This is a genomic window from Hymenobacter ruricola (genome assembly GCF_015694525.1).
Lineage (GTDB): Bacteria > Bacteroidota > Bacteroidia > Cytophagales > Hymenobacteraceae > Hymenobacter > Hymenobacter ruricola.
Window position 1 is genome coordinate 130,439 of the sequence record NZ_JADQDM010000007.1, and the last position, 15,489, is coordinate 145,927.

Here is a 15,489-nt window from a genome sequence, read left to right on the forward strand (position 1 = left end):
CGGGATGAGCTCGTGCGTTTGTTCTTACATTCGCTCGCTGCTAGTTGCTATGGAAATTTTAAAGCGCCTCAACGTCACCGTTTCGGGCTCCGGGCCCCGGGCCCTGGTTTTTGTGCACGGCTTCGGCTGCAACCAGCGCATGTGGCGGCTGGTGGCCCCGGCGTTTGCGGACCGGTACCGCGTGGTGCTGCTCGATTTGGTGGGGGCCGGCCAGTCGGACCTGACGGCCTACGACCCCGCCCGCTACAGCACCCTGGAAGCCCACGCCGACGACGTGCTGGCCGTGCTGCAGGCCCTGGACCTGCGCGACGCCGTGCTGGTGGGCCACTCGGTGAGCGCCACCATCGGGCTGCTGGCTGCCATTCGGGAGCCCGCGCGCGTGGCCCGGCTGGTGCTGGTGGCGCCCTCGCCGCGCTTCCTCAACGACGTGGGCTACACCGGCGGCTTCGAGCCGGCCGACATCGAAGACCTGCTCGACACCATGGACAACAACTACCTAGGGTGGTCGGCGGTCATGGCGCCCGTCATCATGGCCCAGCCCGACCGCCCCGAGCTGATGGCGGAGCTGCACAACAGCTTTTGCAGCACCGACCCGGCCATTGCCCGGCACTTTGCGCGGGTCACGTTTCTGGCCGACAACCGGGCCGACCTGCCGCGGCTGCGCGCGCCGGCCCTCATCCTGCAATGCGCCCACGACGCGCTGGCGCCCCGCGCCGTGGGCGACTACCTGCACGCCCACCTGCCCGACAGCCAGCTGGTGGTGCTCGACACCTCGGGCCACTGCCCGCACCTGAGCGCCCCGCAGGCCACCATTGCCGCGATTAATCATTTTCTGAAGCCCGTGCGTACAGCATGACCATGAGCGAGGCCGACGACATGCTGCCGGGGCTAGACCTGCGGTTGACCGAAGAAGACCCGGACGACCTGTATGAGCACGCGCCCTGCGGCTACTGCTCCTGCCTGCCCGACGGCACGCTGGTCAGAATCAACCAAACGCTGCTCAGCTGGCTCGGCTATGCGCGCCAGGAGCTGCTGGCCCGCCAGAGTCTGTCCCAGCTGCTCACGGTGGGCGGCCGCCTGCACTACGAAACCCACTGCGCGCCGCTGCTGCTGCTGCAGGGCGAGGTGCGCGAAATGAGCTACTCCCTGCGCCGCCGCGACGGCGGCATCCTGCCCGTGCTGCTGAACGCCACGCTGCGGCGCGACGCCGCCGGCGAGCCCTTGGTGGTGCGCATCACCCTGTTCGACATCACCGAGCGGCGCAAATACGAGCAGGACCTGCTGCGGGCCAAAGAGCAGGCCGAGGCCCAGCGCGAGCAGCTGCGCCTCCAGAACGAGCAGCTGACCCGCACCAACCAGGACCTGGACAATTTCGTGTACACGGCCTCGCACGACCTCAAGCAGCCCGTCAACAACCTGGCCGGGTTGTTTGGGGAGCTCCGGCGCACCGCCACGTTCAACGACCCCGCGGCGGCCGCCATGATGGGCATGGTGGACGAAGCCCTGCAGCAGATGCTCAGCACCATCGACGGGCTGACGGAAGTGGTGCAGCGCCAGCGGCAGCCGGAGCCGGCGCCCACCGAAACCACGGCCCTGCAGGCCCTCACCGAGGAAATCATCCGCGGCCTGCCCCCGCAGCCCCGGGGCCAGGAAGCCCATTTCACGCTGGACTTTGCGGCGGCCCCCGCCCTGCGCATGGCCCGCACCGCCCTGCACAGCGTGCTCGCCAACCTGCTCAGCAACGCCCTGAAATACGCCCAGCCCGGCCGGCGCCCGCGCATTGCCGTGAGAACCGCACGGGCGCCGGGTGCCACGGTGCTGCGCGTGCAAGACAACGGCCGCGGCCTCGACCTGGCGCGCCACGGGGCCGAGCTGTTTCAGTTGTTTCGCCGCTTCCACCCCGACGTGCCCGGCTCCGGCGTGGGGCTCTACTTAGTGCACCGCCTGGTGCACCAGGCCGGCGGGCAAGTGGAAGTGAGCAGCGTGCCGGGCGAAGGCACCACGTTTCAGCTGATTTTGCCCGAGTAGCGACCGGAACGGCCGGTTTCGGCCGAAATTAAGGCCCCTTATGGCGCGTCGCCTCGGCAAAGGCTGGAATTTCCGCCAGCCGCTCGTTTGTGCGCGTCGCAAAATTCACCCGCCAGCAATAGTGCACCAGCCCATTCGTAAGCAGCAGCAGCGGCGCGCCAATGGTTTGGTTGTAGGTGGCAGCCTGCCGGGCCACGGCCGCGTCGATGGCCACGCTGGGCGCCTTGCATTCCACCAGCAGCAGGGGCTGGCCGGCCGGGTCGAGGGCCAGCAGGTCGGTGCGCTTCTGGCGCTGGTTGTAGCGCAGGCCGCGCTCCAGGGCCAGCAGGCCGCGCGGGTAGCCCAGGTCGTTGATTAGATAGTGCACCACGTGCTGGCGCACCCACTCCTCGGGCGTGAGCACCACGTGCTTGCGCCGGAGCACATCCCAGATGAGGGGCTGATTTGTGGCCGATTGCGTAAGTTTGGCCTCGAAAGGCGGCAGGTCCAGGGCTTGCATCACCTCCAAAAATAGTGCTTGGTGCTTTGTGCCTGGTGCTTGGTGTTCTTCGCCTGGTGCCAAGGGAACGACAAAGCGGGCTTTTCAGCAGCCAAGCACCGGCGAACGGAGGCTGTTGTTTCATCACAGCCAAGCACTAAGCACCAACAACCAAGCACCAACCCATGAAGACCAAAGAAGAAATTGTTAATAACTGGCTGCCGCGCTACACGGGCGTGCCCCTGAACGAGTTTGGGCAGTACATCCTGCTCACCAACTTCAGCAACTACGTGTACATGTTTGCCGAGCAGTTTGGCACCGAAGTGCGCGGCCTCGACAAGCCCATGCAAACGGCCACGGCCCACGGCATCACCATCATCAACTTCGGCATGGGCTCGCCCATGGCCGCCACGGTGATGGACTTGCTCTCGGCCATCAAGCCCAAGGCGGCCCTGTTTCTGGGCAAGTGCGGCGGCCTGAAAAAAACCAAGCTCGGCGACCTGGTGCTGCCCATCGCCGCCATCCGCGGCGACGGCACTTCCGACGACTACCTGCCGAAGGAAATCCCGGCCCTGCCCTCCTTCCGCCTGCAGCGCGCCGTGTCATCGATGATTAAAAAGCACGAGCTGGACTACTACACCGGCACGGTGTACACCACCAACCGCCGCGTGTGGGAGCACGACCAAGAGTTCAAGGACTACCTGCGCCGCGTGCGCGCCCTGGCCGTGGACATGGAAACGGCCACCATTTTCGTGTGCGGCTTCATGAACGACATTCCCCACGGCGCCCTGCTGCTGGTGAGCGACAACCCGATGACGCCCGAAGGCGTGAAAACGTCCGAGTCGGACTCGAAGGTGACCACCAACTTCGTGAAGCAGCACCTGCAAATCGGCATCGAGTCGCTGCAGGAGCTGCAGTTCTCGGGCGAGTCGGTGAAGCACATGCGCTTCGAGTAAGGACCGCAGATTCTGCGGATTTAACGGATTTCGCAGGTCCTGACGGAGCATCCTCTCCGCACGTCATGCTGAGCGCAGCCGAAGCATCTCGCTTGCGGTAGTAATCCAATCATCGGGTTTACTATTGCACGCAAGATGCTTCGGCTGCGCTCAGCATGACGTGCTATTTTACGCTTTTCCGGTTCCAATTTTCATTTCCCCTCTCTCCCGCATGGCCCACATCTCCCCTCAGCTATTTCCAAAGCTTACCGCTTCCCTCCTGTCCCTGGCGCTGCTCAGCAGCTGCGGCGCCAAGCGCGAAGCCGTGGATTTGCTGGTGACCAATGCCACTGTTTACACCGTCGATTCGACCTTTTCGAAAGCTGAGGCCTTTGTGGTGAAGGACGGCAAGTTTGTGGCGGTGGGTTCGGCGGCTGACCTCAAAGGCAAGTACCAGCCGACGCAGGAGGTGGATGCGGGCGGCAAATTCATTTACCCCGGTTTCTACGACGCGCACTGCCACTTCTATCGCTACTCCCTCGGCCTAAGCTACGCTGATTTGGTGGGCACCACCTCCTGGGAAGAAGTGCTGCAGAAGCTGCAGCAGCACCGTCGGCAGCATCCGCAAGCGGCCTGGCTGCTGGGCCGCGGCTGGGACCAGAACGACTGGCCCGACAAGCAATTTCCGACCAAGGACAAACTGGACCAACTGTTTCCGGAGGTGCCGGTGGCCCTGATTCGGGTGGACGGGCACGCGGCCATTGTCAACCAGAAAGCCCTGGACCTGGGTGGGGTTACGGCCCGCACGCCCATCAGCGGGGGCACCATTGCCCGCGATGCCCAGGGCCGCCTCACGGGCTTGTTGGTGGACAACGCCACCCGCTTGGTGGGCAATAAAATTGCCGAGCCGTCGGAGGCCGAAGCCACGCAACTGCTGCTGCAAGGCCAGCAGAACTGCCTGGCCGTGGGCCTCACCAGCCTTGCCGACGCTGGCCTCGACAAAGCCAACATCGACCAGCTGGCGGCCTTGCAGCAGCAAAAGAAGCTCAAGCTGCGGCTCTACGCCATGCTCACCCCCACGCCCGAAAACCGCGCCTACTACCTCAAAAATGGCCCGGTGCTGACCGACCAGCTCACCGTGAGCTCCTTCAAAGTGTACGCCGACGGCGCGCTCGGTTCGCGCGGGGCCTGCCTGGTGAAGCCGTATGCCGACAAGCCCAAGGAAACCGGCTTTCTGCTCTCTACCGAGAAGCAGTTCCGCGACCTGGCGAAGGAACTGGCCGCGTCGAAATTCCAAATGAACACCCACGCCATCGGCGACTCGGCCAACCGCATCATCCTCAACATCTACGGCGAAGCCTTGAAGGGCCAGCAGGACCGCCGCTGGCGCATCGAGCACGCCCAGGTCATCACCCCGGCCGACATGCCCAAGTTCCGGCAGTTCGGCATCGTGCCCTCGGTGCAGCCCACCCATGCCACTTCCGATATGTACTGGGCCGGCGAGCGGCTGGGCGCCGAGCGCCTGAAAACCGCTTACGCCTACCAAGGGCTGCTGAAGCAATACGGCCAGCTGGCGCTGGGCTCCGACTTTCCAGTGGAAAACATCAACCCGCTGTTCGGCTTTCACGCTGCCGTGGCCCGGCAGGATGCCAAGAACTACCCGGCAGCCGGCTTCCAGATGGAAAACGCCATCTCGCGCCCCGACGCCCTGCGCGGCATGACCACCTGGGCCGCCCACGCCGCCTTCGAGGAGAAGCGCAAGGGCCAAATCCGGCCCGGCATGCTGGCCGATTTCGTGGTGCTGGATACGGACCTTTTGACGGCCCCGAACGAGAAGCTGCGCGGCGCCCAGGTGCAGCAAACTTGGATTGGTGGAAAGAAGGTGTTTGAGAAGAAATAAGGCTGGAACTGTCATTGCGAGGCCGCAGGCCGTGGCAATCCGTCCTCCCAACGCGACCAGCCTTGAGGCGTGACGAAGCCTGTTGTGAAACAGAAAAAGCCCCGGCTCTAAGCAGAGTCGGGGCTTTTTCACACTAGAATACTGGTCGCTGAGAACAGGACGGATTGCCACGGCCTGCGGCCTCGCAATGACAGTTCCAGCCTTATTTCTCGTCAGCGCTGGGACCATACAGGCCAGGCACCGGGATGTCGAGCATCCGCAGGTATACCGTGAGCTGGCCGCGGTGGTGAATGCTGTGGTTCAGGCCCATGATGCGGATGGCCGTGCCTTTGGGGTAGTCGAACACCACGTGCTCGCCGCGGTGCAGTTTGAAGTTGTGGGTCAGCTTTTCGTCGTCGCTTTCGCTCAGGGCCTGGCGCAGGGTGGCGCTGTACTCGTCGAAACGGGCCAGCAGCTCATCCAGGCTGGTGGGCGTGGGGCCGGGCTTGGGCGCGTTGGGGTCGAGGAAGTCGCGCGAGTCGTGAGTAACGAACAGCGTCTTGAACGCCAGCAGGTTCACCACGTGAGTGGCCAGCTGCCACAGGCTCATACTTTTGGGGTGGGGCTTGTAGTCGGCCCGCTCAAAGGGCACGCGCTCGATGGTTTTGCGGGTCTGGGCCAGCTCGTGGTTGAGCTCGGCGAGAATGTTCTTCTGAATGGAAGAGGTGTACATGAAAGGTGGGATAAGAAGATGTAGCGCGGACTTTTAGTCCGCGGGCCAAAGCTATTCCATTTAATCCAACTCGCGGACTAAAAGCCCGCGCTACCGCGCCACGGGCGCCCCCATTTCCGCCCCGGCCGAGGCGGGCGGCGGGGCCGGCACGGCCACCGGGCCCAGCGAGTCTTCGCGCAGCTTCTTGCCGCGCAACGTGAGCAAGAAGATGAAGCCCAGGATGAAGAATACAATGAGCGAGAGAATGCTGTTGCGCATCGAGCCCGTGATTTGGGCAATGACGCCGAACACGGCCGTGCCGATGACGATGCTCAGTTTCTCCGTCACGTCGAAGAAGCTGAAGAAGGCGGCCGAGTTGGGCGTATTCTCCGGGATAATTTTCGAGTAGGTGCTGCGGCTCAGGCTCTGGATGCCGCCCATGGTGAGGCCGATGACCGAAGCCAGCGCGTAGAAGCTCCAGCCGGCCTGCACGAAGTAGCCCGCCACGCAAATGCAGCCCCAGATGGCCACCGACCAGCTCAGGGCCCGCGTGTTGCCGATGGCTTCGGAGAGCTTGGCAAACAGGTAGGCGCCCAGAATGGCCACCACTTGCAGCAGCAGAATGGTCACGATGAGGGCCGTGCTTTCGAGGTGCAATTCTTTGTCGCCGAAGATGGTGGCCACGTACATCACCGTTTGCACGCCCATGTTGTAGGTGAAGTAGGCCAGCAGAAACTTCTTGAGGTTGGGCAGCTGGCTGAGCTGGTCCCACACCTTGCCCAGCTCGCGGAAGCCGTTCAGCACCCAGCCGCCTTCAGCGGCGGGGGCATCGGCGGGGCGGCCGGTGTCGGGCGGCAGGGTGAAGAAGGGAATCTGCGCGAAACCGGCCCACCAGATGCCCGTGAGCAGGAAGCTCAGGCGGGTGGCAAAGCCCTTCTCAATGCCGATTTCCTTGTTGAAGGTGACCAGCACCAGGCAAATAACCAACAGGATAACCGAGCCGATGTAGCCCATCGAAAAGCCCTTGGCCGAGAGCGAATCGAACTTCTCCTCCGAACTGATATCGGGCAAATACGAGTTGTAGAACACGATGCTGCCGCTAAAGCCCACCGTGGCCGCGATGAACACGAACGTGGACAGCGTGAGCGTGCCCTTGGTGAAGAAGAACAGCCCCGCGCAACTGATGGCCCCGATGTAGCAGAAGATTTGCAGGAACAGCTTCTTGCGGCCCGAGAAGTCGGCCAGCGAAGTCAGAAACGGGCTGACCAGTGCAATGAGCAGGAAAGAAAACGAGATGGCGTAGGTGAGCAGCGACGAGCCCGGCACCTGGAAACCCAGGAAATCGACGGTGTTGCCCTCGGCGGGGTTGATGTCGGCCGTGACGGCGCCCCAGTAGATGGGGAAGATGCTGCTCGTAATCACCAGCGGGTACACCGAGTTGGCCCAGTCGTAGAAGGTCCAGCCGGTGGTGATGCGCTTGTTGTCTTTTTCTACCGCTCCAGCGGCGGCAAGAGGCGTCGGGGTTGGGGTCATAAGGGGGCGCGCGAAGAGTGAAGGGGATTGCGCCGGGGAAGGTAACGGGTTTTTAGGGTTCTGGTTGGGCGGGCGTCGGGCAGCTATTGGGATTGTTGGGCCACCCGCCGAAAATATGCACGCGCCATACCGGCAAACTCGGCCGAATCGAGCGCCGCGGTATCCCAGATGCGTTGGGCTTCGGCTACCATCTCCACGGCATCCGCATAGCTTAGTTTCAACTCCCGAAAGAAGCCAGCAATGGCCGGCGCCAGCGGCCGGCTCATATCGAGCCCGGCCAGCAGGCGGGCCTGTTTGATGGACTTCAGGCGTTCGGCCCGGCGCTTGATTAGTTCGGGCCGGTCGAGGCCAAAGACCCAAATGCAGCCGGCCCCGCGCTCATCCAGCGCCTGCGCCGCATCATCGACAAAGGACAGATGGGCGGCGGGGTCTTCCGTGGCCGGGTCGGGCAACAGCGGCTGCTCATCGCTCAGGAAATCGGCGTGCGACTGGGCGCGGTCGGCCGGGTTTCGCAAAGGAAAATAGTTGCCCTTGAAACGCTGGTTGCACAGCTGGCAAGCGAAATACAGGTTATGCCAGTTGTAGGCCAGCCAGTAATAGCCGGGCTTGTGCAAGGCATCGGCCGCGTCTTGCCGATAGCCTCCTTTGGGCCGGAAATGCTCCACATCGCCGTAGCTGGTGCTGCTGAAATACGATTCGCAGTAGCAGCATTTGTCGTGCTGGTCGGCCCGGAGCCGCTCCTTCACCCGGTTGTCGTTGTAAATGCCGTCCCGCGACTCCAGCAATTTATTGTCGGCTACCCGACAGGCCGCCGGGTCGGCTTCCTGAGTTTCCTGCAGCTTCTTCAAATGGCGGGCGCCGCGGGTGCCCAACGGCGCCGGCACGGCCGGGCTCTTTGCAATCCGAATCATGGCCGGCTATTCCAGGATGTCGGCTTTGCCCAGGTTGCGGGCCAGTTGGGTCAGCAGGTCCTCGGCCCGGCGCTCGGGGCGCGTGGTGCCCACGGGCTGGTCGGCGACGCTGGCATTAAGGCCCGCCAGTTCTTCCTTTTCCTTGGCCGTTAGCCGCTTCTTCAGCAGCAGCTCGTTGCGGCGCTTCAGGTCGGCTTCGGTTTGGGGCGAGAGCGGGGGCGTGTCGTCGAATAGCTCGCTGCTCAGGATTTGCTCCAGGCGCCAGTGGCGCACGTCGGGCAGGTCGCGGCCCTGATGCACTATCGTCTGGTCGCCTTCCCTCTTTAGAAGCACCACGTTAGCATCGGCATCCGTAGCCGCCTGCACCACCAGCGGGCTGTGCGCCGTGGCAATGAACTGGGTGTTCTTGAAGATGCCGCTGAGGAAGCCGATGAGCTTGCGCTGCCAGCTGGGGTGCAGGTGCAGGTCGATTTCATCGATGAGCACAATGGCGGGCATTTCCAGCGGGTTCTTGCTGTCGGGGTAACGGATAAAGAGCTTGCTGGCGAAGTCGGTGAGCCACACCACCAGGGTTTGGTAGCCCAGGCTCATGTCGCGCAGGCGCACCCAGCCGTAGGGGGTTTCTACCTCTACAAACTGTTGGTGGCCTTCACTGATGATGATGATATTTGTTATATCCGGCAAAACTTTTAATAAAGTTTGCCGCACTTGCTCTAGTGACTTTGCAGCTTGCTTATCACCTTTAAGCGAACTATACTCCATTCGCAAAAACCACTCTTCAGGGTTCACCAAATCAGCTCGGTCATCAAAAAGGCTAGCGCATGAGTAAGAAGAATGAGACGCGTCTCCAAGAGCAGAATTACCAGTCGTACGGCCAGCACCGTAACCATAGCATACAAGTCCAATTAACTCTTCGGTACCTCCATAACTGCTACCGATTATTCCATCTCTCCTTGCATTTTCTCTACTTGCACGATAAAGAAACGTTTCGTGTAGAACTTCAATCGAAGGGTCTGCTGGGTTTGATAATAGTGTCCCTGTTTTTGTAACACAATCAATGCGTGTATCAGTATGCGCTGTGTTTCTAACGAAATACCAATTGTATTTCAAATCGGAAAGCAAACCCACAGCCCCATACTTTGATTGTGGCTGAAATTCCGGCATCATCGCCGCCAACGCCTTCAACACCGTCGTCTTCCCCACCCCATTATCCCCGAGAATAATCGTCCACTGCGCGGGTCTTCCATCGGGGCGGGTGAAGGAAATGGTTTGCTTCTCGCCGAAGCTGCGCACGTTTTCCAGGCTCAGGGAGAGGAAGTAGGCGGGCGGCGGGGCGGTGGTTTTGTCGGGCATCACGAGGGGAAAGGAGGCGGGGCGCGGTGGGCCCAAAAGTAGCAGGCCCGCCGGGTTTCGGCGGGCCTGCGGGGCCAGAGGCAAAACATCGGGACCTTTTGCCCAACTCATCGGGACCTTTTGGGCAAAAGGTCCCGATGAGTTGGGCTGGGGCGCCGGGCGGCCTTTTTACTTGGCGGCGCGCCGCAGCTCGGCGCCTTGCATGGCCAGGGAAAACAGCTTGCCGGGCCGGAACTGTACCTTCACGGTGTTGATGAGGGCCCGGGTAAATTCCTTCTCCGTGGGCGCCCCCGTCCCCTGCACGGAGGTAGAAAACGAGCCAAAGTCGCCGAAGCGCACGATGCGGCCCTCGGCCAATTCGGCGGGCACCACCTGGAAAAAGGCTTCGAGCACGGCCATCACGTCCACGGTGCTCACCGTGGAAATGTCGCTGATGCGCTTGGCCAGGCCGCGTACGGTGGTTTCGCCGGTGCTTTTGGCTTGGGCGTAGAATTTCTTGGGAGCCTTGGCGTCGCCAGGATTGCCACGTTCAATCAGGGAGTACTCAATGGGCATGGTGCAAAACGGTTTGGGTGATAGATGGGCGGAAGATAGGCGAAACCGGCTGATTATCCGGCCCAATGGCTGACGTTTGGGGTGCCTTGGCTAAAAGTATCGGCCGAAGGCGCGTAGCTTGCTCCTGACTTCTGCTCCCCAGCCCACTTCCCGCCCATGACCAAATTCCTCTCCCACTTGCTGTGGCTGCTGCCCGGCGCGGCCGCGGCGCAAGGCCCGGTGGCTTTCGTGCTGAAAGGCCAGCTCGACCCCAGCCTCCAGCCGCCCGCCAAAGTATACTTGTACCGCAACGGCGAAATCACTGATTCGGCCGGTGTCCGGGGTGGGCAGTTTGAAATCAAGGGCCTCTCGCCCGGCCCGGACCGCGCCTACCTGATACTGGACCGGCAAGGCCGCCACCCGCAAAACGTGTGGGAGGCCGACCTGAAACACGGGTTTTACCTCGAAGAAGGCACCGTCACGTTCACCAGCCCCGACTCGCTGAAGCACGCGCGCCTCGCGGGGCCGCGCCTCACCACCGAATGGCAGCAGCTGCTAAAATCGACCGAGCCCATTGTGCAGCGCCTCAAGCAGCTGGAAGCCGACGACCGGGCCGCCACGCCCGAGGTACGCAAGTCGCATACGTTTCAGGATATGCGGGCGGAACGCCGGGCCGCCATCGACCGCGACCGCAACGCGTTGTATTCCGACTTTGTCCGGGCGCACCCGGCCTCCCTGGTCAGCCTGTACCAGGTCGACCTCATGAGCAATGCGAAGGCCGACAAGCAGCTGGCCAAGCAACTCCTGGCCGGGCTCTCGCCGGAGCTGCGCGCCAGTGCGCTGGGCCAGAAAGTAGCGGCCAAGGTGCAAGCCCCCGACGCGCTGACCGTCGGCATGCCGGCGCCGGACTTCACCCTGGCCACGCCCGACGGCCGGGCCGTGGCCCTGCGCAGCTACCGCGGCAAGTACGTGCTGGTCGATTTCTGGGCCAGCTGGTGCGGGCCCTGCCGGGCCGAGAACCCCAACGTGGCCCGGGTGTACCAGGAATTTAAGGGCCGCAACTTCGACGTGCTGGGCGTGTCCATCGACCAGCCCACGGCCCGCGCCAAGTGGCTGAAAGCCGTGAACGACGACCACCTGCCCTGGGCGCAGGTGCTGGATTCGGAAGCCGCCACCGGCAAAGTAGCCGCCCGCTACTACGTGGACGCCATTCCGCAGAACTTCCTGGTGGACCCCACCGGCAAAATCGTGGCCATGAACCTGCGCGGCGAAGCGCTCAAAACCGCGGTGGCGCAGTTCATCAAATAACCGGCGCGGACGGGTGAAATAGAAGTTATCAAATCACGAAGCTGAGCGATATATCCGGTATTTCGCCGGAACTTTGCTCCCGGAAAGCTAGGCCCTGCCCCCAGCGGGGCCTTTCTGTGTCCGGTTGTGGTTCTTTTTTCTTCTCTTCCCCCCTTTTCATGCGCCGTATCCTTACGCGTTGGCTCTGCCTCGGCAGTGCGTTATTTTCTGGTTTGCCGGCCGTGGCCAGCCCCGCTCCGGTGGCCCCCTTGCCGGCCGATGCCCACCCCCTGCGCTTCGTGCCCAACCAGCGGCAGTGGGAGCAGCCCATTCTTTTCGCCGCCGACGTGCCCGCCGGCCGCCTCTTTCTGGAGCGCGGCCGCCTGCTGGTGGCCCGCTACGACGCCCCGGCCGTAGACCGCGCCCACCACACGCCCCGCGGGAAGGGGCAACCGGTTCGCATCGGCGGGCACGCCTATTCGGTGAGCTTCGTGGGGGCCAACGCCCGGCCCGAGGTGCGCGGCGAACAGCCCACGGGTGAGCGGTTCAACTACTTCCTCGGCAACGACCAAAGCCGCTGGGTGAGCGGCGTGCCGGCCTACACCGACGTGCGCTACCAGCAGCTCTACCCCGGCACCGACCTGCGCTTTTACTCGCGCGGCCCGGTGATGGAGTACGATTTTGAGCTGGCTGCCGGGGCCGACGCCGGCCGCATCCAACTGCGCTACGAGGGCCAGGAGTCGCTCACGGTGGTGGACGGCGCCCTGCACATCGGCACCAGCGTGGGCCGCGTGACCGAGCAGAAGCCGGTTGCCTACCAACTGATTGAGGGCCGGCGCGTGGCCGTGCCCTGCCAGTACGTGCTGGGGCCGGGGCACACGGTGAGCTTCGGCCTGCCCAAGGGCTACGACCACTCCAAGCCGCTCGTCATCGACCCCGTGCTGGTGTACTCGACGTATTCCGGGGCTACGGCGCGCTTCAACTGGGGCTACACCGCCTGCCCCGACACGCTGGGCAACCTCTACGCGGCGGGCATCAACTTCACGGCCGGCTACCCCACCACCACGGGGGCCCTGACCTACCGCGGCGCCAAAGACATTGTCATCAGCAAGTACAACCCCGCCGCGCCGGTGGGCACTAGCAGCCTGGTGTACGCCACCTACCTGGGCGGCACCGACGACGAGTACCCCCACAGCCTGGTGGTGAACCGGGCGAATGAGCTGGTGCTGCTCGGCAGCACGGAGTCGACCAACTTCCCGGTCACCACGGCCTCCTACCGCCGCACCCTTGCCGGCGGCACCGATTTGGTGTTGGCCAAGTTCGACGCCACCGGCACCCGCCTGCTGGGCTCGACCTACATGGGCGGCACCTCCGACGACGGCCGCCTGCCCACCAGCAGCAACCTTTACAACAACTACGGCGACGACTTCCGGGGCGACGTGATAACCGACCGCCAGAACAACATCTACTTCACCTCGGGCACGCTGTCGAGCCTGTTCCCCACCAGCGCCGGCGCCTACCAAACCAGCCGCCGCGGCACCCAGGACGCGGTGGTGGTGAAGCTGAACCCCAACCTTACGGGCATGATTTGGAGCACCTACCTGGGCGGCACCCGGGAGGACGCGGCCTACAGCATCCAGCTCGATAGCCTGAACGGCGTGTTTGTGGCCGGCGGCACCACCAGCACCGACTTCCCCGGCACGGTGGGCGGCCTGCGCGCCACCTCCGGCGGCGGCCCGGCCGATGGCTTCGTGGCCCACCTCTCGCCCACCGGCACCACGCTGGTGCAAAGCACCTACCTGGGCACCAGCAGCTACGACCAGGCCTACTTCGTGCAGCTCGACCGCAAGGCTGCGGTGTACGTGCTGGGCCAAACCAACGGCGCCTACCCCGTGACGGCTGGCACCTACCGCAACACGGGCAGCCGCCAGTTTATTCAGAAGATGAATTACGGGCTGTCGGCTTCGGTGTATTCGACGGTGATTGGCAACGGGCCGGGTACCAGCAGCTCCGCCAATCCATACCCGTCCAACCTCGCGCCCACGGCATTTCTGGTCGATAACTGCGGGCAGATTCTGCTCTCGGGCTACGGCGCGGCCAGCATCGCGGGCATGCCCACCACGCCCGACGCCCTGCGCCTGACGGCCACCAACAGCACCGCCAGCTCGGCCGCCAATGCCAATACGGACACCTACGGCTACCTCTACATCATGCAGCTCTCGGCCAACGCGCGGCGGCTGGTGTACGGCACCTACTTCGGCACCGGCACCACGCACGTCGACGGCGGCACCTCGCGCTTCGACAAGCGCGGCATCATCTACCAGGCCATCTGCGTGCGCGCCCAGCCGAATGGCAACCCGCCGCCGGCCATTACCACCACGCCCAACGCCGTGGCCCGCACCATGGTGGGCAATGGCGAAACCACCAGCGCCGCCCTCAAGCTCGACATCGTGCGCCTCGACGCCAGCTTCGTGCCGGCCGCCAACGGCGCGCCCAACACCCGCACCGGCTGCGCGCCGCTCACCGTCACTTTCACCCGCGCCAACCCGTCGAACAACGGCACTACCTGGACCTTCGGCAACGGCCAGACCTCGACCCAGCCCAACAACGTGAGCGTGACCTACAACGCCCCCGGCCGCTACCCCATCAGCCTCACTGCCTACGACTCGACCAGCTGCCAGGCCGCCGTCATCAGCCGCGATACCGTGACCGTGTTCGGCCTGCCCCGCGCCGCCCTCGGCCCCGACCAGACCGTGTGCCCCGGCGCCTCGGCCACGCTCACGGTGGCGGGTGCCTCGCCGGTGCAGTCGGCTATTTACAGTTGGAGTCCGGCCACCGGCCTCAACACCACCAGCGGCCCCCGCGTCATCGCTACGCCCACGGCCACCACGCAGTACATCGTGACGGCCACCACGTTTGGCAGCGGCTGCATCAGCCGCGACACCGTGGTGGTGAACGTGCGCAGTGCCCTTGCGGTGGCCATTGCGCCGGCCCCGCCCCTGTGCCCCGGCGCTTCGGCCACCCTCACCGCCACCGATGCAGGCGCGGGCGCCACCTACGCCTGGAGCCCGGCCGTCGGCCTGAGCGGCACCAGCGGCCGCACCGTCACGGCCAATCCTTCGGCCACGACCACCTACACTGTGCAGGTGACCACGGCCGCCGGCTGCACCGGCAGCGCCAGCATCGTGGTCAACCGCCTGGGACAGGACGTGGTGGTGCTGCACGCCACGCCCACCCTGGCCATCGCGGGCCAGCCAGTGGCTTTTGCTGACACTTTGCAGAGCGTGTTTCCGCTCACCAACCGCGTGTGGGACTTCGGCGACGGGCAAACGGCCACTGGCCTCACGCCCACCCACGTGTACGCCGCGCCCGGCACCTACACCGTGCGCCTGAACGCCAACTCGCGCGGCGGCTGCCCGATTAAGGCCGTCCTGCAACTCGTGGTGGCCCCCGACCGCGTGCCCAACATCATCACGCCCAACAACGACGGGCAAAACGACGACTTCCGCCCCCCCGTGCCCGCCGAGGGCGCGGCCCTGCAAATCTTCGACCGCTGGGGCCGCAAGGTCTTCGAGCAGAATAACTACACCACCGGCTGGGGCCCCGGGGCCGGCGTGGCCCCCGGCGTGTACTTCTACCAGCTGCGCGACGCCGCCGGCCAGACCCGGAAAGGCTGGCTGGAAGTGGTGAAGTAGCCTCACTCTTCGGCCGCAAAATAGGCCCGTCCCGGACTGGGGGCGGGCCTTTTTTGCGGCCGAAGAGCAACGAAGGGCCCGGGCCTGGTGCAGCCCATCACCCAACGCCGAAGGGCCCGGGCCGTTAAATACCGGCGGCGGTTG

Annotated in this window: 12 protein-coding genes and 1 pseudogene; 6 read left to right on the top strand and 7 right to left on the bottom strand. The window is 64.1% G+C overall.

The features are described from left to right. The first annotated feature begins 49 nt into the window (after nucleotides 1-49). Both I2H31_RS14835 and I2H31_RS14840 read left to right on the top strand, forming a co-directional pair. Nucleotides 50-856, top strand: coding sequence for an alpha/beta fold hydrolase (locus tag I2H31_RS14835; RefSeq protein ID WP_196293822.1), 807 nt, complete (start codon nucleotides 50-52; stop codon nucleotides 854-856). Nucleotides 857-858: 2 nt separating this feature from the next. After that, nucleotides 859-2,028 (top strand): PAS domain-containing sensor histidine kinase, encoded by a 1,170-nt coding sequence (locus I2H31_RS14840; RefSeq protein WP_196293823.1) that lies wholly within the window; start codon nucleotides 859-861, stop codon nucleotides 2,026-2,028. A gap of 28 nt (nucleotides 2,029-2,056) precedes the next feature. On the opposite strand, the gene I2H31_RS14845 is transcribed toward I2H31_RS14840, so the two are convergent. Next, on the bottom strand, nucleotides 2,057-2,527 hold the full coding sequence (locus I2H31_RS14845; RefSeq protein WP_196293973.1) for a type I restriction enzyme HsdR N-terminal domain-containing protein: 471 nt from the start codon (nucleotides 2,525-2,527) through the stop codon (nucleotides 2,057-2,059). Nucleotides 2,528-2,691: 164 nt separating this feature from the next. On the opposite strand from I2H31_RS14845, the gene I2H31_RS14850 reads away from it, so the two are divergent. Together I2H31_RS14850 and I2H31_RS14855 are read left to right on the top strand one after the other, a co-directional pair. Then, on the top strand, nucleotides 2,692-3,462 hold the full coding sequence (locus I2H31_RS14850; RefSeq protein ID WP_196293824.1) for an AMP nucleosidase: 771 nt from the start codon (nucleotides 2,692-2,694) through the stop codon (nucleotides 3,460-3,462). Nucleotides 3,463-3,673: 211 nt separating this feature from the next. Next, entirely contained in the window at nucleotides 3,674-5,341 is a 1,668-nt protein-coding gene (locus I2H31_RS14855; RefSeq protein WP_196293825.1) for an amidohydrolase, read from the top strand. A 202-nt stretch (nucleotides 5,342-5,543) separates the two neighbouring features. On the opposite strand, the gene I2H31_RS14860 is transcribed toward I2H31_RS14855, so the two are convergent. The 6 genes and pseudogenes from I2H31_RS14860 to I2H31_RS14880 form a co-directional block, all read right to left on the bottom strand. Next, the gene (locus I2H31_RS14860) at nucleotides 5,544-6,053 is read right to left on the bottom strand and encodes a DinB family protein (RefSeq protein WP_196293826.1); all 510 of its coding nucleotides are present in this window, start codon (nucleotides 6,051-6,053) and stop codon (nucleotides 5,544-5,546) included. Between the two features lie 90 nt (nucleotides 6,054-6,143). Further along, on the bottom strand, nucleotides 6,144-7,565 hold the full coding sequence (locus I2H31_RS14865; RefSeq protein ID WP_196293827.1) for an MFS transporter: 1,422 nt from the start codon (nucleotides 7,563-7,565) through the stop codon (nucleotides 6,144-6,146). A gap of 83 nt (nucleotides 7,566-7,648) precedes the next feature. After that, nucleotides 7,649-8,476: an HNH endonuclease family protein gene (locus I2H31_RS14870; RefSeq protein WP_196293828.1), complete on the bottom strand. Its 828-nt coding sequence runs from the start codon at nucleotides 8,474-8,476 to the stop codon at nucleotides 7,649-7,651. A 6-nt stretch (nucleotides 8,477-8,482) separates the two neighbouring features. Further along, nucleotides 8,483-9,160, bottom strand: coding sequence for an AAA family ATPase (locus I2H31_RS25220; protein WP_230687815.1), 678 nt, complete (start codon nucleotides 9,158-9,160; stop codon nucleotides 8,483-8,485). A gap of 489 nt (nucleotides 9,161-9,649) precedes the next feature. Next, nucleotides 9,650-9,940 (bottom strand): annotated as a pseudogene (locus tag I2H31_RS25815) (AAA family ATPase); the annotation flags it as partial. A 57-nt stretch (nucleotides 9,941-9,997) separates the two neighbouring features. After that, on the bottom strand, nucleotides 9,998-10,384 hold the full coding sequence (locus I2H31_RS14880; protein WP_196293830.1) for an HU family DNA-binding protein: 387 nt from the start codon (nucleotides 10,382-10,384) through the stop codon (nucleotides 9,998-10,000). A gap of 156 nt (nucleotides 10,385-10,540) precedes the next feature. Here I2H31_RS14880 and I2H31_RS14885 point away from each other — a divergent pair, with 156 nt between their 5' ends. Both I2H31_RS14885 and I2H31_RS14890 read left to right on the top strand, forming a co-directional pair. Further along, nucleotides 10,541-11,671 (top strand): TlpA disulfide reductase family protein, encoded by a 1,131-nt coding sequence (locus tag I2H31_RS14885; protein ID WP_196293831.1) that lies wholly within the window; start codon nucleotides 10,541-10,543, stop codon nucleotides 11,669-11,671. Between the two features lie 158 nt (nucleotides 11,672-11,829). Next, entirely contained in the window at nucleotides 11,830-15,345 is a 3,516-nt protein-coding gene (locus I2H31_RS14890; RefSeq protein WP_196293832.1) for a DUF7948 domain-containing protein, read from the top strand. Nucleotides 15,346-15,489 lie beyond the last annotated feature (144 nt).

What these genes read in the sequence shown, in the direction of transcription:
- I2H31_RS14835 (WP_196293822.1), top strand. Translation starts at nt 50, where the DNA reads ATGGAAATTTTAAAGCGCCTCAACGTCACCGTTTCGGGCTCCGGGCCC.
- I2H31_RS14840 (WP_196293823.1), top strand. Translation starts at nt 859, where the DNA reads ATGAGCGAGGCCGACGACATGCTGCCGGGGCTAGACCTGCGGTTGACC.
- I2H31_RS14845 (WP_196293973.1), bottom strand. Translation starts at nt 2,527, where the DNA reads ATGCAAGCCCTGGACCTGCCGCCTTTCGAGGCCAAACTTACGCAATCG.
- I2H31_RS14850 (WP_196293824.1), top strand. Translation starts at nt 2,692, where the DNA reads ATGAAGACCAAAGAAGAAATTGTTAATAACTGGCTGCCGCGCTACACG.
- I2H31_RS14855 (WP_196293825.1), top strand. Translation starts at nt 3,674, where the DNA reads ATGGCCCACATCTCCCCTCAGCTATTTCCAAAGCTTACCGCTTCCCTC.
- I2H31_RS14860 (WP_196293826.1), bottom strand. Translation starts at nt 6,053, where the DNA reads ATGTACACCTCTTCCATTCAGAAGAACATTCTCGCCGAGCTCAACCAC.
- I2H31_RS14865 (WP_196293827.1), bottom strand. Translation starts at nt 7,565, where the DNA reads ATGACCCCAACCCCGACGCCTCTTGCCGCCGCTGGAGCGGTAGAAAAA.
- I2H31_RS14870 (WP_196293828.1), bottom strand. Translation starts at nt 8,476, where the DNA reads ATGATTCGGATTGCAAAGAGCCCGGCCGTGCCGGCGCCGTTGGGCACC.
- I2H31_RS14880 (WP_196293830.1), bottom strand. Translation starts at nt 10,384, where the DNA reads ATGCCCATTGAGTACTCCCTGATTGAACGTGGCAATCCTGGCGACGCC.
- I2H31_RS14885 (WP_196293831.1), top strand. Translation starts at nt 10,541, where the DNA reads ATGACCAAATTCCTCTCCCACTTGCTGTGGCTGCTGCCCGGCGCGGCC.
- I2H31_RS14890 (WP_196293832.1), top strand. Translation starts at nt 11,830, where the DNA reads ATGCGCCGTATCCTTACGCGTTGGCTCTGCCTCGGCAGTGCGTTATTT.